20 protein-coding genes and 1 pseudogene are annotated in these 18,355 nt (G+C 66.6%); 10 read left to right on the top strand and 11 right to left on the bottom strand.

Annotated features, from left to right (window positions below; all coding sequences use genetic code 11):
* Positions 1 to 77: 77 nt before the first annotated feature.
* Complete coding sequence (locus tag ACYVD0_RS06230) at positions 78 to 476, bottom strand: GNAT family protein (RefSeq protein ID WP_460426011.1); 399 nt, start codon at positions 474 to 476, stop codon at positions 78 to 80.
* A gap of 151 nt (positions 477 to 627) precedes the next feature.
* Here ACYVD0_RS06230 and hisB point away from each other — a divergent pair, with 151 nt between their 5' ends.
* From hisB to hisF, 4 genes are all read left to right on the top strand, one after another.
* Positions 628 to 1,221, top strand: a complete 594-nt coding sequence (hisB, locus tag ACYVD0_RS06225; RefSeq protein WP_460426010.1) for an imidazoleglycerol-phosphate dehydratase — start codon at positions 628 to 630, stop codon at positions 1,219 to 1,221.
* On the top strand, positions 1,221 to 1,859 hold the full coding sequence (gene hisH, locus ACYVD0_RS06220; RefSeq protein WP_460426009.1) for an imidazole glycerol phosphate synthase subunit HisH: 639 nt from the start codon (positions 1,221 to 1,223) through the stop codon (positions 1,857 to 1,859). The genes hisB and hisH overlap by 1 nt, the downstream gene beginning before the upstream one ends.
* A 127-nt stretch (positions 1,860 to 1,986) precedes the next feature.
* Complete coding sequence (hisA, locus tag ACYVD0_RS06215; protein ID WP_460426008.1) at positions 1,987 to 2,724, top strand: 1-(5-phosphoribosyl)-5-[(5-phosphoribosylamino)methylideneamino] imidazole-4-carboxamide isomerase; 738 nt, start codon at positions 1,987 to 1,989, stop codon at positions 2,722 to 2,724.
* 71 nt (positions 2,725 to 2,795) lie between these two features.
* Positions 2,796 to 3,566, top strand: coding sequence for an imidazole glycerol phosphate synthase subunit HisF (gene hisF / locus ACYVD0_RS06210; protein ID WP_460426007.1), 771 nt, complete (start codon positions 2,796 to 2,798; stop codon positions 3,564 to 3,566).
* Between the two features lie 61 nt (positions 3,567 to 3,627).
* Here hisF and ACYVD0_RS06205 read toward each other — a convergent pair whose 3' ends face one another.
* From ACYVD0_RS06205 to gpmI, 3 genes are all read right to left on the bottom strand, one after another.
* On the bottom strand, positions 3,628 to 4,980 hold the full coding sequence (locus ACYVD0_RS06205) for a S41 family peptidase (protein ID WP_460426006.1): 1,353 nt from the start codon (positions 4,978 to 4,980) through the stop codon (positions 3,628 to 3,630).
* A 29-nt stretch (positions 4,981 to 5,009) separates the two neighbouring features.
* Positions 5,010 to 6,269, bottom strand: coding sequence for a murein hydrolase activator EnvC family protein (locus ACYVD0_RS06200; protein WP_460426005.1), 1,260 nt, complete (start codon positions 6,267 to 6,269; stop codon positions 5,010 to 5,012).
* Between the two features lie 128 nt (positions 6,270 to 6,397).
* Positions 6,398 to 7,933, bottom strand: coding sequence for a 2,3-bisphosphoglycerate-independent phosphoglycerate mutase (gpmI, locus tag ACYVD0_RS06195; protein WP_460426004.1), 1,536 nt, complete (start codon positions 7,931 to 7,933; stop codon positions 6,398 to 6,400).
* 180 nt (positions 7,934 to 8,113) lie between these two features.
* Between gpmI and ACYVD0_RS06190 the strand changes: the two genes are divergently transcribed.
* The 3 genes from ACYVD0_RS06190 to secB are packed head-to-tail and all read left to right on the top strand — an operon-like array spanning position 8,114 to position 9,309.
* A complete protein-coding gene (locus ACYVD0_RS06190; protein WP_460426003.1) occupies positions 8,114 to 8,527 on the top strand; it encodes a rhodanese-like domain-containing protein in 414 nt (137 codons plus the stop codon).
* 7 nt (positions 8,528 to 8,534) lie between these two features.
* Positions 8,535 to 8,792 (top strand): glutaredoxin, encoded by a 258-nt coding sequence (gene grxC / locus ACYVD0_RS06185; protein ID WP_460426002.1) that lies wholly within the window; start codon positions 8,535 to 8,537, stop codon positions 8,790 to 8,792.
* 25 nt (positions 8,793 to 8,817) lie between these two features.
* The gene (gene secB / locus ACYVD0_RS06180; protein ID WP_460426001.1) at positions 8,818 to 9,309 is read left to right on the top strand and encodes a protein-export chaperone SecB; all 492 of its coding nucleotides are present in this window, start codon (positions 8,818 to 8,820) and stop codon (positions 9,307 to 9,309) included.
* Positions 9,310 to 9,362: 53 nt separating this feature from the next.
* On the opposite strand, the gene trmL is transcribed toward secB, so the two are convergent.
* On the bottom strand, positions 9,363 to 9,824 hold the full coding sequence (trmL, locus tag ACYVD0_RS06175) for a tRNA (cytidine(34)-2'-O)-methyltransferase (protein WP_460426000.1): 462 nt from the start codon (positions 9,822 to 9,824) through the stop codon (positions 9,363 to 9,365).
* A gap of 757 nt (positions 9,825 to 10,581) precedes the next feature.
* Positions 10,582 to 11,481 (bottom strand): LysR family transcriptional regulator, encoded by a 900-nt coding sequence (locus ACYVD0_RS06170; RefSeq protein ID WP_460425999.1) that lies wholly within the window; start codon positions 11,479 to 11,481, stop codon positions 10,582 to 10,584.
* A 502-nt stretch (positions 11,482 to 11,983) separates the two neighbouring features.
* On the opposite strand from ACYVD0_RS06170, the gene ACYVD0_RS06165 reads away from it, so the two are divergent.
* Positions 11,984 to 12,502 (top strand): aminotransferase class III-fold pyridoxal phosphate-dependent enzyme, encoded by a 519-nt coding sequence (locus ACYVD0_RS06165; protein WP_460425998.1) that lies wholly within the window; start codon positions 11,984 to 11,986, stop codon positions 12,500 to 12,502.
* Positions 12,484 to 12,639 (top strand): hypothetical protein, encoded by a 156-nt coding sequence (locus ACYVD0_RS06160; RefSeq protein ID WP_460425997.1) that lies wholly within the window; start codon positions 12,484 to 12,486, stop codon positions 12,637 to 12,639. The genes ACYVD0_RS06165 and ACYVD0_RS06160 overlap by 19 nt, the downstream gene beginning before the upstream one ends.
* Positions 12,640 to 13,329: 690 nt before the next feature.
* Here the strand turns inward: ACYVD0_RS06160 and ACYVD0_RS06155 are convergent.
* A pseudogene (locus ACYVD0_RS06155) lies at positions 13,330 to 14,395 on the bottom strand (sigma 54-interacting transcriptional regulator).
* Between the two features lie 125 nt (positions 14,396 to 14,520).
* On the opposite strand from ACYVD0_RS06155, the gene ACYVD0_RS06150 reads away from it, so the two are divergent.
* On the top strand, positions 14,521 to 14,679 hold the full coding sequence (locus ACYVD0_RS06150; RefSeq protein WP_012699156.1) for a YqaE/Pmp3 family membrane protein: 159 nt from the start codon (positions 14,521 to 14,523) through the stop codon (positions 14,677 to 14,679).
* A 21-nt stretch (positions 14,680 to 14,700) separates the two neighbouring features.
* Here ACYVD0_RS06150 and ACYVD0_RS06145 read toward each other — a convergent pair whose 3' ends face one another.
* The 4 genes from ACYVD0_RS06145 to ACYVD0_RS06130 are packed head-to-tail and all read right to left on the bottom strand — an operon-like array spanning position 14,701 to position 18,207.
* Positions 14,701 to 15,324 carry an ABC-type transport auxiliary lipoprotein family protein gene (locus ACYVD0_RS06145; RefSeq protein WP_460425996.1) on the bottom strand — a complete coding sequence of 208 codons (624 nt, stop codon included), beginning with the start codon at positions 15,322 to 15,324 and terminating at the stop codon, positions 14,701 to 14,703.
* Entirely contained in the window at positions 15,321 to 16,259 is a 939-nt protein-coding gene (locus tag ACYVD0_RS06140; RefSeq protein WP_460425995.1) for an MlaD family protein, read from the bottom strand. Before ACYVD0_RS06140 ends, ACYVD0_RS06145 begins: the two co-directional genes overlap by 4 nt.
* The gene (locus tag ACYVD0_RS06135; RefSeq protein ID WP_460425994.1) at positions 16,259 to 17,059 is read right to left on the bottom strand and encodes an ABC transporter ATP-binding protein; all 801 of its coding nucleotides are present in this window, start codon (positions 17,057 to 17,059) and stop codon (positions 16,259 to 16,261) included. Before ACYVD0_RS06135 ends, ACYVD0_RS06140 begins: the two co-directional genes overlap by 1 nt.
* Positions 17,056 to 18,207, bottom strand: coding sequence for an MlaE family ABC transporter permease (locus ACYVD0_RS06130; RefSeq protein ID WP_460426059.1), 1,152 nt, complete (start codon positions 18,205 to 18,207; stop codon positions 17,056 to 17,058). Before ACYVD0_RS06130 ends, ACYVD0_RS06135 begins: the two co-directional genes overlap by 4 nt.
* Positions 18,208 to 18,355 lie beyond the last annotated feature (148 nt).

Raw genomic sequence — 18,355 nt, 5'->3', positions numbered from 1 at the left:
GGGTACAAGCCGCCGAGTATAGCGGCCCGTCATGGCGGTCGAGCCGCGTGCCCGGCGGCCGCGCGCCGGCGAGGGCCTCAGAGGGCGTCCAGCGGCAGCTGAGTGCGGGCGGCCAGGGCCTGGCTTTCCAGTTGGTCCGCAGGGGCCGCCAGGTGCAGGGGCTTGCCGGCCGCCTCGGCGAGACGCCGGGCCTCGTCGAGCAGGCGGCGGGCGACACCGCGGCCGCGAGTGATCCGGCGCACGCAGAGGTGCGACAGCCGCCAGTGCTCGTCATTCCTCTCCAGCAGTGCGGCGCCGAGCAGGCGGTCGTTGAAGCGGCCGGCGATCAGCGTGCCGCTTTCGAGCCCGGCGGCGATCAGCCGTTCGGCATCGGCATGGGGGGCCAGCAACCAGTCGGGGGCATCGGCGTAGATTTTCGCCAGATCGAGGCGGTCCTGCGGGCTGGCGGTGGTGAGCGTTTCGACGTGGACGGGCATGGTTTCCTGAGGCCTTGTCGCTTGCTGGGGCGGTAAGGATAACCAGCAGAGTCCGTCCGCGCACCAGGCGGGCCGCGCCAGACGGCTTATCCAGGCTTCGGGTTTGCGCCTATAATGACGCCCTTTCGTCCCACGACTAGCGGAGCTGTGGATGGCCGAACGTACGGCTTGCGTCGAGCGCAACACCCTGGAGACCCAGATCAAGGTCTCGATCAACCTGGACGGCACCGGCAAGGCCCGGTTCGCCATCGGCGTGCCCTTCCTCGAGCACATGCTTGACCAGATTGCCCGCCACGGCCTGATCGACCTGGATATCGAGTGCCAGGGCGACCTGCATATCGACGACCATCATACCGTGGAAGACGTCGGCATCACTCTGGGTCAGGCCCTCGCCAAGGCCGTCGGCGACAAGAAGGGCATTGTCCGCTACGGGCATGCCTACGTGCCGCTGGATGAGGCGCTCTCAAGGGTGGTGGTGGACTTCTCCGGCCGCCCCGGCCTTTCGATGCACGTGCCCTACACCCGCGCCATGGTCGGCAACTTCGATGTGGACCTGTTCCAGGAGTTCTTCCAGGGCTTCGTCAACCACGCCCAGGTGACCCTGCACATCGACAACCTGCGCGGCAGCAACACCCACCACCAGATCGAGACGGTGTTCAAGGCCTTCGGCCGCGCCCTGCGCATGGCCGTGGAGCCCGACGAGCGCATGGCCGGGCAGATGCCCTCCACCAAGGGGTGCCTGTGATGCAGACGGTAGCCGTGATCGACTATGGCATGGGCAACCTGCACTCGGTGGCCAAGGCGCTGGAGCACGTCGGCGCCGGCCGGGTGCAGATCACCAGCGACGCGCAGACCATCCGCGAGGCCGACCGGGTGGTGTTCCCCGGTGTCGGCGCGATTCGCGATTGCATGGCGGAAATCCGTCGGCTGGGCTTCGATGCGCTGGTCCGCGAGGTGAGTGTCGACCGGCCGTTCCTCAGCATCTGCGTCGGCATGCAGGCGCTGATGGAGCGCAGCGAGGAGAACGGCGGAGTCGACTGCATCGGCCTGTTCCCCGGCCAGGTGCGCTTCTTCGGCAAGGGCCTGGTCGAGGACGGCGAACGCCTCAAGGTACCGCACATGGGCTGGGGCGAGGTCGTTCAGACCATCGACCATCCGCTCTGGCACAACATCCCGGACAAGGGCCGCTTCTATTTCGTGCACAGTTACTACATCGAGGCCGGCAATCCGCGCCAGGTGGTCGGTCGCGGCCACTACGGAGTCGACTTCGCCGCCACGCTGGCCGAGGGCTCGCGCTTCGCCGTGCAGTTCCACCCGGAAAAGAGCCACACCCATGGCCTGCAACTGCTGCAGAACTTCGCCGCCTGGGATGGGCGCTGGTAGGGCGCTTGCAGGACTCGTGGTGGAAAACGCTGCGCGGTTTTCCACCCTACGGACTGCAAGTGGAGCGCGGACAGGCTTGCAGCCTGGCGCTTGTAGCTTGCAGCTCTTTTGACGTTAGGAAAAAGACATGCTGATTATCCCCGCAATCGATCTCAAGGACGGTGCCTGCGTGCGCCTGCGGCAGGGCCGCATGGACGACTCCACGGTGTTCTCCGACGACCCGGTGAGCATGGCCGCCAAGTGGGTGGAGGCTGGTTGTCGTCGCCTGCACCTGGTCGACCTCAACGGTGCCTTCGAGGGCCAGCCGGTCAATGGCGAGGTGGTCACCGCTATCGCCCAGCGCTACCCGGGCCTGCCGATCCAGATCGGCGGCGGTATCCGCTCGCTGGAAACCATCGAGCATTACGTCAAGGCCGGAGTCGGCTACGTGATCATCGGCACCAAGGCGGTCAAGCAGCCGGAGTTCGTCAGCGAGGCCTGCCGCGCCTTCCCGGGCAAGGTCATCGTCGGCCTGGACGCGAAGGACGGCTTCGTCGCCACCGACGGCTGGGCCGAGGTCAGCCAGGTGCAGGTCGTCGATCTGGCCCGGAGCTTCGAGGCTGACGGGGTGGCCGCCATCGTTTATACCGATATTGCCAAAGACGGCATGATGCAGGGCTGCAACGTCGAAGCCACGGCCGCCCTGGCCGCGGCGAGCAAGATCCCAGTGATCGCCTCCGGCGGTATGCACAACCTCGGCGATATCCAGAAGCTGCTGGACGCCCGTGCGCCCGGCATCGTTGGCGCCATCACCGGCCGGGCGATCTACGAGGGCACCCTGGACGTGGCCGAAGCCCAGGCGCTGTGCGACGGCCTCAAGGGCTGATCGCCCCCGGCTCCCTCACGGGAGCGTGGGAACCATCGAATCGAAAACTCAACGCCCAAGAGAGCACCGTTATGGCATTGGCAAAACGCATCATCCCCTGCCTCGACGTGGACAACGGCCGCGTGGTCAAGGGCGTCAAGTTCGAGAACATCCGCGACGCGGGGGACCCCGTCGAAATCGCCCGCCGCTACGACGAGCAGGGCGCCGACGAGATCACCTTCCTCGATATCACCGCCAGCCATGAGGGGCGCGACACCACCCTGCACACGGTCGAGCGCATGGCCAGCCAGGTGTTCATTCCGCTGACCGTCGGCGGTGGTGTGCGCACCGTGCAGGACATCCGCAACCTGCTGAATGCTGGCGCCGACAAGGTGTCGATCAACACCGCCGCGGTGTTCAATCCGGAGTTCGTCGGCGAGGCCGCCGAGCGCTTCGGCTCACAGTGCATCGTCGTCGCCATCGATGCCAAGAAGGTGTCCGGCCCGGGCGAGTCGCCGCGCTGGGAGATCTTTACCCACGGCGGACGCAAGCCCACCGGGCTGGATGCGGTGGCCTGGGCGAGGAAGATGGAAGGCTACGGCGCCGGCGAGATCCTGCTGACCAGCATGGACCAGGACGGCATGAAGAACGGTTTCGACCTCGGCGTGACGCGCGCCATCAGTGAGGCGGTGGGCATTCCGGTAATCGCCTCCGGTGGCGTCGGCACCCTCGAGCACCTGGCTGCCGGCATCCTCGAGGGCAAGGCCGACGCGGTGCTGGCGGCGAGCATCTTCCACTTCGGCGAATACACGGTTCCGGAAGCCAAGGCCTATCTGGCCGGCTGCGGCGTCGTGGTGCGCTGAACCTCCTGGCGGCGCCGGGTGGAAAGCGCTGGCGCGGCTTTCCACCCGTTCGGTGCGCGGCCTATTGCCCGCGCGTCAGGTTGAGCCCCTTGAGCAGGTTGAGTGCCTGGCCCAGCTGGTAGTCGTCGTCCTGCGGGCGCGCGCCACCCTGGCCGGCTTTGCCGCTGGGCTTGTCCGGTCCTCCGTTGCCGTTGCCCAGGTGGCCGGCCAGATCGGCTTCGCGCAGGTGCTCCGGCTGGGCGTCTTGGGTCAGCCGGGCGCGCTCCACCACGATGTCCGGCACTATGCCCTGGGCCTGGATCGAACGGCCGTTGGGGGTGAAGTAGAGGGCGGTGGTCAGCTTCAGGGCGCGGTCGTTGTTCAGCGGCAGCACGGTCTGCACCGAGCCCTTGCCGAAGCTGTCGGTGCCCATCAGCACCGCGCGCCTATGGTCCTGCAGGGCGCCGGCGACGATCTCCGCGGCCGAGGCGCTGCCGCCGTTGATCAGCGTCACCAGCGGCACGCCTTCGCTGGCATCGGCCGGGTCGGCCGAAAAGCGCAGCTCGGAGTTGGCGATGCGCCCCTTGGTGTAGACGATCAGGCCCTTGGTGAGGAAGTGGTCGGATACCTCGACCGCCGATTGCAGTACGCCGCCGGGGTTGTTGCGCAGGTCCAGCACCAGCCCCTTGAGCTGCTGTCCGCCGTTTTCCTTCTTCAGGCGCGCCAGCGTCTTGCTGACCTCTTCACCGCTATTGATCTGGAATTGGGTGATGCGCAGGTAGCCGTAGCCGGACTCGAGTAGCTGGCCCTTCACGCTCTTGACCTTGATCACTGCGCGGGTCAGCTCGACCTCGAACGGTCTGCCGCCTTCGCGGACCAGGGTCAGCTCGATCTTGCTGCCGGGCTTGCCGCGCATCTTGTCCACGGCCTCGAGCATGGACATGCCCTTGGTCGGCTGGCCGTCGATCCTGACGATCAGGTCGCCGGCCTCGATGCCGGCTTTAGCCGCCGGCGTGTCGTCGATCGGCGAAACCACCTTTAGCTGGTCGTCCTCCATGCCGACCTCGACGCCGAGGCCGCCGAATTCGCCGCTGGTGCTCTCCTGCAGGTCGAGGAATTCCTTGGGTTCGAGGTAGGCCGAGTGCGGGTCGAGGTTGCTGATCATGCCCTTGATGGCGTTTTCCAGCAGGGTCTTGTCGTCCACCGGTTCGACATAGGCGGCCTTGATCCGGTCCAGTACCTCGGCGAAGGTGCGCAGCTCGTCGAGCGGCAGGAGGGGCTTGCCTGGCGTCTCGGCGGCTGGCGCAGACGTCTCCTCGGCTGGCGCAGACGCCTCCTCGGCTGGTGCAGGCGCCTCCTCGGCGTGCAGGAAGGGGGCGCCGAGCGCCAGGGCGGCGGCCAGGGCCAGCGAGAGGGAACGGGACAAGTGCGGCATGAAAACGAACTCCTCGAGTGAAAGCAGCGCTATCCCTGCGCGCGGCACCACAGGGCGGGATCGCTGGGGCGGCCCTGTTGGCGGATGGCGAAGTAAAGCGCAGGCATGTCCTGCCCGCCACTGGTGCCGACCGTGGCGATCGGCTCGCCGGCCTTGACCATGTCGCCGGCTCCTTTCAATAAACTCTCATTATGCCCATAGAGGCTCAGGTAGCCATTGCCGTGGTCGAGAATGACCAGCAGGCCCGAGCCGCGCAGCCAGTCGGCAAACACCACGCGTCCGGCATGAATGGCACGCACCGGGCTGCCGGCGCTGGCGCCGATCAGGACGCCATCCCAGCGGGTGCGGGCATCCTCGCTGCGTGGCGAGCCGTAGGGGGCCAGCAGGCGGCCGTCGACCGGCCATGGCAGGCTGCCGCGCGCACGGGCGAAGGGGCCGTCGGGGACGGTCTCCTGGCTGGATAGCAGCGGGCCATCACTGGCGAGGGCGGCGCTCCTGGCGCGCTGGCGCTGCTCCTCCAGCTCCTGCTGGCGGCGCTGTCCGGCGAGGGCGCGCTGGCGCGCCTCTTCGGCTTCACGGGCGAGGGTTTCCTCGATGTGTTGCAGCACGCGGCCGAGTTCGGCCTGCTCTTCCTCGCGGGCCTTGAGTTTCTGCGTGCCGCTGGCGTACTCCCGATTCAACCGGGCCAGCATCTGCCGACGCTTCTCGCGGACGTCGGCGAGGCGCTCACGGCGCAGCTCCAGCTCGCCTTTGCGTTCGCCGAGCCGGGCCTGCTGCGTGGCGATGTCCTGCTCGACCGCGGCCAACTGGCGCAGAGTCGCGTCGAGGGTTTCGAGCTGCTCCCGGCGTGCCTGATTGAAGTAGCCATAGTAGGTCAGGGTGCGGGAAAGGCGTTCCGGCTGCTGCTGGTTGAGCAGCAACTTGAGATATTCCTGGCGACCGCTCTGGTAGGCGGCGCGGGCCTGGACGGCGATCAGCCGCTGCTGTTCGTCGCGGGCGTTCTGGAGCGTCTGCTTTTCCTGGTCGAGACGACGGATCTCCCGCTCGCGGCTGTCCAGCTCATCCTGTAGCTCGCGCACCTGTTTTTCCAGGTCGCCCATCTCCCGCTCGGTCTTGCCCAGCTCCTTCTGCACGCCGCTCCTTTCCTGGCTCAACTGCTCCTGCAGCTTCTGCAGCTTGGCGATGTCCTGGCGGACCTGTTCCAACTGCTGCAGGGTATCGCTGCGCTCGTCGGCGAACGCCGGGCTGAGCGCGAGGGCGAGGATCAGGGCGGAGAGGATACGGTGCATGGCGTGCGGCATCGGGGGAGTGGATCGGCATAAGTATGCCTAAAAATGTGTCGTCAGGCTGCAAGCCGTTGCCGCGGCTTCGGACGGCCGGCGGGCAGGCAGAAGGCCTGCCCGCGTAGCTTGCCGGTTCAGGCCGGCCCGACGAGCGGCCGTCCGGTCATTTCCTTGGGCTGCGGCAGGCCGAGCAGCTTCAGCATCGTCGGCGCCACATCGGCCAGCACGCCGCCGTCGCGGATGCGCAGCTTGCGCTTGCCGACATAGATGAACGGCACCGGCTCGCAGGTGTGCGCGGTGTGCGCCTGGCCGGTCGCCTCGTCCTCCATCTGCTCGACGTTGCCGTGGTCGGCGGTGATCAGTGCCTCGCCGCCGACCTTCTCCAAGGCCGCGACGATGCGCCCGAGGCAGGCGTCCAGGCATTCGACCGCCTTGACCGCCGCCTCGAACACCCCGGTATGGCCGACCATGTCGCCGTTGGCGTAGTTGGCGATGATCACGTCGAAGCGCTGCTGCTCGATGGCCTCGACGATGCGGTCGGTGACCTCCGGCGCGCTCATCTCGGGCTTGAGATCGTAGGTGGCGACCTGTGGCGAGGGGATGAGGATGCGTTCCTCGCCCGCGAAAGGCTCCTCGCGGCCGCCGGAGAAGAAGAAGGTGACGTGGGCGTACTTCTCGGTCTCGGCGATGCGCAGCTGGGTCTTGCCGTTGTTGGCCAGGTACTCGCCGAGCACGTTGGTCAGCTCCGAGGGCGGGAAGGCGCAGGGCGCCGGGATGCTCGCCGCGTACTGGGTGAGGGTGACGAAGCCGGCCAGCTGCGGCACGCGCTGGCGCTCGAATCCCGAGAAATCCGTCTCGACGAAGGCGCGGGTCAGCTCGCGGGCGCGGTCGGCGCGGAAGTTCATGAACACCACGGCGTCGCCGTCTTCGACCCTGACCGGCGCACCGACGGCGGTGGCCTTGACGAACTCGTCGCTCTCGCCGCGGGCGTAGGCGGCTTCCAGGCCGGCCAGGGCATTGTCGGCGGCGAACTCGGCGGTGCCATCGACGATCAGGTTGTAGGCGGCCTCGACGCGGTCCCAGCGGTTGTCGCGGTCCAGGGCGAAGTAGCGGCCGATCAGGCTGGCGATGCGGCCCTTGCCGAGACGCTCGAAGGTGGCGTCGAGCAGTTCGATGGGCGCCTGGGCGCTCTTCGGCGGGGTGTCGCGGCCGTCGAGGAAGGCATGCAGGTAGATCTTCTCCGCACCGCGCCGGACGGCCAGCTCGGCCATGGCGACGAGGTGGTCCTGGTGGCTGTGCACGCCGCCTTCGGAGAGCAGGCCGAGGATGTGCACCGCCTTGCCGGCGGCGACCGCCTGGTCGACGGCGGCGCAGATGGCCGGATTGTCGAAGAACTCGCCGTCGCGGATGGCCTTGGTGACGCGGGTGAAGTCCTGGTACACCACGCGGCCGGCGCCGAGGTTCATGTGACCGACCTCGGAGTTGCCCATCTGGCCGTCGGGCAGGCCGACGTCCATGCCGGAGCCGGAAATCAGGCCGTGGGGGTGGCTGGCGAGCAGGCGGTCGTAGACCGGCATGCTGGCGGCATGGATGGCGTTGTAGGCGGGGCTGTCACTGTGACCGAAGCCGTCGAGGATGATGAGCACCAGCGGTTTGGGGTTGGCAGTCATGGTTTCGACTCTGATGATGCGGTGATGTGGGGCGCCCGGCAGGTCTGGGCGGGCAAGGGGCGACAGTCTACTGCCTCGCAGGGCGCAGCGTCATTGCCATTGACTGCCGCCGAGCCGGCGGGTTCAGCCGGCTTGGGGGGCTGTGTATACTGCCGGGATTTTACCGCTCTGGAACTTCCGATGGTCCCCAAGCTGATTGAATTCGCTTCCAACCACTATCTCCTCGTCGGCCTGTTGGCCGTCCTGCTGGTCCTGCTGCTGGTGACCGAGCTGCGTCGCGGTGGCCGTGCCCTCAGCAGCGGCGAGCTGACCTCGCTGCTCAACGGCGGGCAGGGCATGGTGCTGGATGTGCGTGCCCACAAGGAGTTCTCCTCCGGGCACATCGTCGATGCCTTCAACATTCCTTACGACAAGCTGGCCAGCCGTATGGCCGAACTGGAGAAGTTCAGGGCCAAGACCGTCATCGTGGTCGATGCCATGGGTCAGCACGCCGGTACCGTCTGCCGCGATCTGCAGAAGGCCGGCTTCAGCGTGGCCAGGCTGGCCGGTGGCATGAGCACCTGGCGTGGGGACAACCTGCCAGTGGTGAAGTGAGGGAACCATGCCGCACGTTGTCATCTATACCAGGCGCACCTGTATCTACTGCATTCGCGCCAAGCAACTGCTGGACGGGAAAGGTGTCGCCTACCAGGAGATCGGCGTCGACGGCAGGCCGGAGCTGCATGCGGAAATGATCCGCAAGGCGGCCGGAAGCACCTCGGTGCCGCAAATCTGGATCGGCAACACCCACGTGGGTGGGTGTGACGATCTCCATGCCCTGGAGCGTGCGGGCCGTCTGGACGCGCTGCTCAAGGATTGAATCCGTAAACCGACAAGGCTCTGCCATGACTGAACAAGCTAGCAACGGCGCCGCACAAGACGGCCAGAACGCGCAATTTTCCCTGCAGCGCATCTACGTGCGCGACCTCTCCTTCGAGGCTCCAAAGGCCCCTGAGATCTTCCGCCAGGACTGGAAACCGAGCGTCCAGCTGGACCTGAATACCAAGCAGAAGCCGCTGGACGGCGGCGACTTTTACGAAGTGGTGCTGAGCCTTTCGGTCACGGTGAAGACCGACGAGGAGGTGGCCTTCATCGCAGAAGTGCAGCAGGCCGGCATCTTCCTGATCAAGGGCCTGGACGCCGAGGCCATGGGGCACACCCTGGGCGCCTTCTGCCCGAGCCTGCTCTTCCCCTATGCCCGCGAGGCTCTGGACAACCTGGTCGTGCGCGGTTCCTTCCCGGCCCTGATGCTGGCTCCGGTGAACTTCGACGTGCTCTACGCCCAGGAGCTGGCACGCATGCAGGCCGAAGGCCAGGCGCCGACCTCGGTGCAGTAAGGCCGAAGTCCCGCCGAAAAAAGCGCCCCACTGGGGCGCTTTTTTGTACCCGCTCACTCCATCGCGAAATCGAGCTGACGCCAGGCCTCGTAGACCGCTACCGCCACCGTGTTCGACAGGTTCAGACTGCGGCAGTCGGGGCGCATCGGCAGGCGCAGGCGCTGCTCCGGCGGCAGGCTTTCGCGGATCTCCTGCGGCAGGCCGCGGCTTTCCGGGCCGAACAGGAAGGCATCGCCGCGCCGGTAGCTCACGCTTTGATAGGGCTGCGAACCCTTGGTGGTGAAGGCGAACACTCGCGGTTGGCCGAGGCTCCCAAGGCAGGCGGAGAGGTCGGCATGGCGCTTGAGGGTGGCGTACTCATGGTAGTCTAGGCCGGCGCGGCGCAGGCGCTTGTCGTCCAGCTCAAAGCCCAGCGGGTCGATCAGGTGCAGGCTGCAGCCGGTATTGGCGCAGAGCCGGATGATGTTGCCGGTGTTCGGCGGAATTTCCGGTTGGAAGAGGATGATGTGAAACATGCGCAGCTCCAGGCGGGGAGGGCGGCATTCTATCCTGCTGGTGCACCGCTGCTGTGCTTGAAGCGCTGTCCTTGCCCGCTGGCTGTGCGGGCTGCGGAAAGGCCGGGCAGCTCGGCGGCACCGGAGGAGGGTGCTTGGCGCTTTCCTGCCTGTCGCAGGTTGGGCCGAGCGCCGGGAAGGGCGCCTGGAGGAATAAAAGAGGGGAGTTCCCGGCCTGCCTGTACCAGGGTCCCCGAAACCCTTTGTCAGGTTATTAGCATCAGGTGTGCCAGATTGCTTGAGCATGGGGCGGGACTGTCCGGACGGCGGCTCGGTGAGGCTTGTAGGTAAAGGCTTACATGGTGTGATGGTGATCACGACTGTTTACCTGGCGAGGGCATGCCTATTCTATTGCTCAAGGGCGTCGCGCAGCAGGAAGCGCACTGAAAAACACGGACGGCGTCGTAGGTTCCGCCAGGAGGGCGGATGATAGGGAGGTCGCGCAGGAGGCGCATCGAACGGCAAGGATGTCATCGAGGATTTCACCAGGATGGTGGTACCCAGGGATGGTTGGCGCAGGATGCGTCGGGGAGCTCAGAAACGATCGCCAGGAAGGCGACGGTCACGGATGATGTGCGCAGGGTGCGCTACGCGACTCAAGGACGATTCAGGGATGATCTGCCAGGATGGCGGATAGTCACGGATGTCAGAATCAGTCTGCAAGACCCCGCTCTGCGGGGTTTTCTTTTTTGTGCGCTCGACAGGGGCGCACTCCTGTTCAGCCATAGCCCTGGTGAGGGCCAGGCATCCCCTCCAGCAGCGAGTGCAGCAGGTCCAGCATGCCCTGCTGGCGCTGTACATCGCGATAGACCAGTCCCACCTTCAACGGTATGCGCGGTTCGCTGAGCGGCTTCCACAGCAGCTCCGGGTGGCTGTGCGGCGGTCGCGAGCAGCCCGGCAGTACCGTGGCCAGGGTTGTCTGCGGCAGGCTGTCAAGAATGCTGTTCATGTGGTTCAGCTCGGCCTGTACCTGTGGGCGTCGGCCGAGCATGCCGAGCTGTTCCTGCCAGATCTGCCGTACACGGAACTCCTCGCCGAGCAGCAGCATCGGCAGCTCCGCCGCCTGGGCCAGGGAAACCTTCTTGAAGTCCTTCAGCGGATGGTTCTCCGGAAGCACCAGCTGCAGCTCGTCCTCGTACAGCGGCAGGCTGTGCAGCCCGGGTTGGCGTGGCGGCAGGAAGCCGATACCGATATCCAGGGTGCCGGTCAGCAGGCGCCGTTCGATATCGATGCCGGACAGTTCGTAGAGTTGTACCACCAGGTGGGGCTGTGCCTGGCGCAGGCGCTCCAGCAGCAGCGGCACCAGGCTGGTGCTGACCGTCTGCAGCACGCCGACTGCCAGGCTGCGCGCTGCTTGCCCGCGAAAGGCGCGCAGCGCATCGCGGGCGCGCTCCAGGCCCTCCAGCAGCGGCACCGCATGGTTGTACAAGGTCTGCGCGGCCAGGGTCGGCAGCAGGCGCTTGCCGGTGCGCTGAAACAGGCAGACGTCAAGGTCCGTCTCCAGATGGCGGATCTGCTGCGAGAGCGCTGGTTGCGAGAGGCTCAGACGCTCCGCGGCCCGTCCGACATGGCCTTCCTCATAAAGTGCGACGAAATAGCGTAGCTGGCGAAAATCCATAATTTTCTCTTATGAATAAATCTGGAAAATCGAAATAGTCCTGAGTGTCGATACCCCCTATTCTAGCGCCCATAGACATGTTTACAGTGCTTTGGAGGCCGGACTGAGTCTTGTATCAGGCGATGGCATCAAGGCTATTCATAGGAAAAGCTGAAGAAATAGTCAGTGGACTGAACAGCAGCGCCCGTTGCCTGAGCGTCTGGTCAGGGCGCCAGTGTCTGGAGCCATTGCCAATAAACGACTGCCACCGCTAGGACTCGTACGATGCGTGATGCCTTGGCTTGCGCGGGTGATGTGCACCGTGACGTGTGCGCGGCCAGGGCGCGTGGCTGTGAGGTGTCGAGGGCAATGCCTACCTCGACTTAACCCAGGAGCTGGCGGCGAGCAGTCTAGGGCACAGTCCGAGCGGGCTGGTGAGTGCCCTGCGACGTCAGGCGGAAAACCTGATCAACCCGGGGCCGGGGTACTACAACCTCGGCATGCTCAAGCTGGCCACGCGTTTGTGCCACGCTACCGACAGCGATCAGGCTGGCGCGCAAGTGGGGGTAGCGGCATCCGCGGTGGTGCCGGGCGCATCGTCACGGCGCTCAGCGACTCCCGCGCCAGTACCTGGGGTGCCTTGTCGGCTTCGGGCAGGGCGTCTGCGCAGCCCGGGATCGGACGTTGCGGCACGCTACTGGCCGAGGAGCTGTATAGCGTGCGTGCCGGCATCGTCGCGCTCGGCAAGGGACTGGGTGGCGGTATGCCTCTGGCAGTCCTGCTGGCCCGCGGCAACGCCTGCTGTTTCGAGTCGGGCGGTCTGGTCGGCAGTTGCCACGGCAATTCGCTGGCGACTACTGCCGGTCTGGCAGTACTCGACACCGTGCTGGAGCCGGGCTTTCTTGAGCACGTCCGCGCGGCCGGCGAGCAGCTGTGGGGGGGCTGGCATAACTGGCCCACTGGTAGGGTCACGGTCCGCTGTGCGGCCATGGCCTGCCGCTGGTCGGCCTGTCGGCACCGGCGGTGCTGGAGGCGACGCTGAAGGAGCGCCTGCTGATCAACGCGCCGCAAGCGCACTGTCTGCGCTTTTCACCAGCGCTGACGGTCAGCCATGGGAACATCGACGAAATGCTCAAGCGCCTGACGCGTGCGCTGGGCCGGATTTCCGGCCGAAACTGAATACCGTCTTTTGCGAAATCGCAGCCGCCCCGCCAGGAATGCCGGGGCGTTTTTTTGCCCGCCTGAAATGGAGAGCGCTTACCGTTCTACCGGATGGGCTGGAGCGGCCCGGGCATCTGTCTGGGACGATGGCATGACATAGGGTAGCTGGCGAGTGAGTGGAGTCCGGGGCGAGCAGCGGGAGGTCGCGTGAGGTAAAAAAGAGGCTGGGCCCGACCGCTGCCCAACCTTCACGCTAAATCGTGGCGACCCTTCGCGCGGGGGGCATCGCCGCTGTCCTGTTGCAATCCGTGGGGATTAGGAGTTGCAGGATCTTTAGCGAGAACCATGCCGGTAGAGGATCAGCAATAAATGGCAGTGAATTTCGCTTAAAGGTGCTGATCATGCAGGATATTGGCGAGGTACATGTGCCGACGGTGTCCCGCTTGCAAGACATATCCCGTTTTCTGGAATACCAGCTGTCCATCCATGTGGACAGCGCCGCTGTCAGGGCAAGCGCATGAAGGGGCTGGTGCAGCCGTTCGCTTTCTCTCCCGCGTGGGGATAGGGCTGGGGAGAGGGAAAACAGGCTATCGCTGCTCATTTGCCCTTTTCCCCGGCCCCTCGGCTTTGGCCTCCTGCATCCATGCAGTCGTCCCATGCATGGGAGAGGGAAGAAAGTCGTTCATGCGATTGCCCTGGCGCCGCTATTCAGTGCTTGCCGAGTCCGTGCTGTTGCAGCTTGTTGTACAGGCTGGCGCGGGCAATGCCGAGGCACGCCGCCGGATGCCGTTGCAGGCGGCGCGCCGTCGAGCAGGGCGAGCAGTGCCTGGCGGCCGAGGGGCTGTAGTTGGGCGCGCTCCAGCAGGTTGCCCAGTTCCCGCACATTGCCGGGCCAGGGTTGGACGGCCAGCAGATCCTGCGCCGCCTCGTCCAGCTCGATGCGCGGCTGGTCGGAGCGGCTGGCGATCTCATCGAGCAGGTGTTCAGCGAGCAGGCGGATGTCTTCGCGGCGCTCGCGCAGCGGCGGTAGACGCAGGTTCAGTACATTCAGGCGGTAATAGAGGTTGCTGCGGAAGGTGCCGGCGGCAACCCGTGCCTCCAGATCGACATGGGTGGCGGCGATCACCCGCACGTCGATCCGCTTCACCCGGTTCGAGCCGAGCGGCTCGACCTCCTGCTCCTGCAGTACCCGCAGCAGCAAGGTGGCGTCCAGCTACGCGGCGCGGCGGGTTTGGCGTTTGAGCTCGCTGGCGGCCGCGCTGCTACCGATGAAGCTGGCAATGCTGTAGCGTGCCTGGCGCGCCTGAGCCAGTTCGCACTGGGTGGCGGCCAGCCGGTTCTGCGGCTGGTTGTACTTGGTGATCAGCGGCTCCAACTGGTGGGACCGGTCGAGCAGGACGAAGCCGATGGCGCCGATCAGGGTGCTGCATTTGTCGCGCAGGGGCATCCGAGTGACCACGAAGTGCTCATCGCCGAAGGCCATCAGGTCGAGCAGGGACGGCTGGCCGCCCTAGGCGACCTGATGTAGCCGGCTGGCTGGAAGGATCTCCTCGACGGGCCGGCCGAGTACGCCGCGCGGGTCGGCCACGCCCAGCCGGGCGGCGTACTTGTCGTTGATCCAGACGATCTGCGCCTGGCGCTTGACCGCGATGGTGTCTTCACGGCGGGTGTTCAACTGGTCGAACAGCAGCGGCATGGCGCCTTCGCGAAAGCGCTCCGGTGGCACGCCGATCAGCAGGCCGTTTTCGTCGAGATCGCGGTGGGTGGTCGCCATGGGGGAACTCCTGTGCCGGCTGCCGGGCAAGTATGGCCAGCGTCGGCAGCGGGCGCCAAGGAACCCTGTAGAATGGGCCGGGTCTTCAGGAAAGACCCGTCCGGGCACTGATGGAGGAGTCCTTCATGGACTTGTTGCGCATCCTTATCGCCATCCTGCTACCGCCGCTCGGCGTGTTTCTGCAGGTAGGCTTCGCCGGCGCTTTCTGGCTGAACATCCTGCTGACCCTGCTCGGTTACCTGCCGGGCATCATCCATGCGGTGTACATCATCGCCAGACGCTGAGCGGCGTTCCCTTCGCGGGGGCTAGCGGCCGGCCAGGCGTCCGCCCTGGGCCAGCGTCCAGTCCACCAGCTGCCGGCTCAACTGGTCGCCGGCCGTGCCGAAGGCAGCGACCACGCTGTCGAGCTGTTCATCCTGGGCGGGCTGGCGTATCTCGAAGCGGCGGCTGGCAAGGATGCGCTGGCTGGCGCTGTGTACCAGATTGACGTCAAGGCTGATCCGCACCTGCGGCTTGCCGCCGGCGTATTCGCTGTGAAAGCCGCGCAGGTCGCCGAGTAGCTCCAGGTCGGCATACAGGTGATTGTCGTCGCTGCTCACCGAGGCCGTCCGGCCGTCCTCGCGGAAGGCCTCGATCAGCCGGTCGCGCAGTAAGGTCGGGGCGTCGTCGCTCCAGCGGGCGCCCTGGTAGCTGCTGATGCGATTGCCCTCCGGTACCACCGCAATACGCGCGCTGCCGAGCATGCGGTCGGCCTTGGGGGTAGCGATGCGCAGCGCCTGGTCGAGACGGGCGGTGGCAGCCTGGGCCTGAAGCGGCGCGCCCGGCAGGCGGTAGACGTGGATCTGCTCGGCCTCGGGCAGCACCGAGCAGGCCGTCAGGCTGCCGAGCAGAACGAGTAGGGCAAGGGGGCGGAGGGATCCGAGGCTCATGGTGTGAACTCCTGCATCTGCTCCCGGCCGAGAAAGAAGCCGGAAGGGTTGTCTTCGAGGAGGCGAGTGACCCGGCGCAGTCCGCCGAGGGTCATGCGCAGCTCGCTGATCGCCGGGCCCAGGTCGGCGATGCCGTTCATGCCGTTGTTCAGGGCCTGCTGGTTGTTCTCCAGCAGGCGGTCCAGGCGTGTGGTGCTGCGTTCGAGGGCGCCCATCGAGCGTTGTGCGCTGGCCAGCAGCTGGCGGCCGCTGTCGTCCAGCAGGCCGTTGGCGTTGCGCGCCAGGCGGGTGATTTCCTCGAGCAGGATGCCGGTCTGCTGGCCGAGCTGGTTGAGCTGCTGCACCGCCTGGCGCAGGTCGGTGCGCTGCTCGGCGAGTGCGCCGGTAGCTAGCTCGAGATGCTCCAGGGTGCGGCCGAGGCGGCTGGCGTTCTCGGTCGAGAAGAGCTGGCTGGCGCCGGCCAGGATGCTGTTGATGCTGCTCATCACGTCCTCGCCCTCGTCTAGCAGGGTGCTGAACGGGGAGGGGTCGGCAACGATCAGCGGCGGCTTGCCGCCCTCGCCTTCGAGCGGCGGGCTTTGCGGCGTGCCGCCGAACAGCTGGATGCTGCGGGCGCCGGTGATGTTGGTCAGCAGCAGGCGGGCGCGGGTGTCGCGCTTGATCGGCGTGCCGCTGTCGAGGCGGATGCGCGCGCGGGCCATGCGCGGGTCCTCGGGATCGAGCCAGAGCTGTTCCACGTCGCCGACCCGGATGCCGCTGTATTCCACCGGGCTGCCGACCCCCAGGCCGCTTACCGAGTGGTTGAACAGCACCTCGTAGTGGTCGAACTCGCGGTCCAGGCGGGACTTGCTCAGCCAGAGGGCGAGAAGCAGGGCAGCGAACACTGCCACGACCGTGAACAGACCGATCAGCACATGATGAGCGCGGGTTTCCATCAGGGGATCTCCTGCAGTTCGGCGGCCTGGTGTGCCGCGCGGCCGCGCGGGCCGTGGAAGTATTCGCGGATCCAGGGATCGTCGGTGGCCGCCACCACTTCCAGGCGGTCGGCGACCAGCACGCGTTTCTGTGCCAGCACGGCGACCCGGTCGCAGCTGGTATAGAGGGTATCGAGGTCGTGGGTGACCAGGAACACGCTGAGGCCGAGTGCGTCGCGCAGGGTGAGAATAAGCTGGTCGAAGGCCGCCGCGCCGATCGGATCGAGTCCGGCGGTCGGTTCGTCGAGAAACAGCACCTCCGGGTCCAGCGCCAGGGCGCGGGCCAGGGCGGCGCGCTTGATCATCCCGCCGGACAGCTCGTCCGGGTACTTGCAGGCGGCGTTGGCCGGCAGCCCGGCGAGGGCCAGCTTGAGACGGGCCAGGTGCCCGGCCTCGGGGCGCGGCAATCCGGCATGTTCGATCAGCGGCAGGGCGACGTTCTCCTCGAGGTTCAGCGAGGTGAACAGGGCGCCCTGCTGGAAGAGCACGCCGAAGCGCCGTTCCAGCCGGGAGCGCTGTGTGGCCGGCAGGCTCAGCAGGTCCTCGCCGAACACCTCGATCCGCCCGGCGCTGGGCCGGTGCAGGCCGACGATGCTGCGCAGCAGCACCGACTTGCCGGTGCCCGAGCCGCCGACCACGCCGAGGATCTCGCCGCGGCGGATGTCCAGGTCGAGGCCGTCGTGCACCGTCTGCCGGCCGAAGCGGTTGACCAGACCGCGCACCCGGATCAGCGGCTCCTGCAGCGGCGTGCCGGCGCTCACCAGCCCATCTCCATGAGGAACAGGGCGGCCAGGGCATCCAGCAGGATCACCATGAAGATCGATTGCACCACGCTGGAGGTGGTGTGTTCGCCGACCGACTGGGCGCTGCCGCCGGCCTTGAAGCCCTCCAGGCAGCCGATCACGGCGATCAGGAAGGCGAACAGCGGAGCCTTGCCGAGGCCGACCAGATAATGGTTGACCGGAATTTCCTGCTCGATGATGGCGAAGTACTGCACCGGCGAGATGTCCAGCGCCAGGACGCAGACCGCCAGGCCGCCGAGGATGCCGCAGAGCATGGCGATGAAGGTGAGGATCGGCAGGGTCACCAGCATCGCCAGCACCCGCGGCAGTACCAGCAGCTCGACCGGGTCGAGGCCGAGGGCGCGGATCGCGTCGATTTCCTCGTTGGCCTTCATCGCGCCGATCTGCGCGGCGAAGGCGCTGGCGGTGCGGCCGGCCATCAGGATGGCGCAGAGCAGCACGCCGAACTCGCGCAGGAAGGAGTAGGCCACCAGGTTGACGGTATAGATGGTGGCGCCGAACTGGCCGAGCACGGTGGCGCCAAGGAAGGCCACCACCGCTCCGACCATGAAGGTCAGCAGGGCGACGATGGGCACGGCGTCCAGCCCGGTCCGCTCGATGTGCGCCACCAGTGGGGTGATGCGCCAGCGCCGCGGGCGCGGCAGGGTCAGCAGCAGGGTGCTCAGGGTCAGGCCGATGAAGCCGTACAGTGTGCGCTGCTGCTCCCAGAGCATCTCGACGACCCGGCCGATGTGCGCCAGCTCGTCCCTGAGGGTGGATGGCTCCGGTTCCTCTTCGGGGCCGGCGGCGACGCCGGCGACCGCCATGGCGACCGTGCGCAGCAGGGCCTGGCGCTCGGCCGGCAGCTGCGGTGCCCAGCGTGCGATGTCCGCGAGGCGCTGGGGGCCGAGCAGCTCCACCAGCAGGCTGGCGCCGGCAGTGTCGAGGGCGCCCAGGTCGTCCAGCGCAACCGGGCAGGCAGTATCGAGCTGCGGCCGGGTGCGCTCGATCTCGCGCTTCAGGCGCGGGTAGTGCTGCAGCGTCCAGTCGCCGGCGATGCTCAGCCCGGGGGGCTGGCCGGCGTCATTCAGCTGCAACTGACCTGGCGGTGAGGGGGTCGGGTGCATCATTGCCTTGTCCATGTCGCTTTGCGGGGGGACTTGCGACAAATCCTCGGAGGATCATAGCAGCCCCCTTTTTTCGATCACAGCATGCGGCAAGTGGGGGCCAGGGCAATCGCATGAAGGGGCAGGCGCAGCCTTCACTCCCTCTCCC

This window comes from Azotobacter armeniacus (assembly GCF_054779355.1).
Note: the sequence above shows the minus strand (reverse complement) of the source record. Positions and strands in the feature narration are given on the sequence as shown.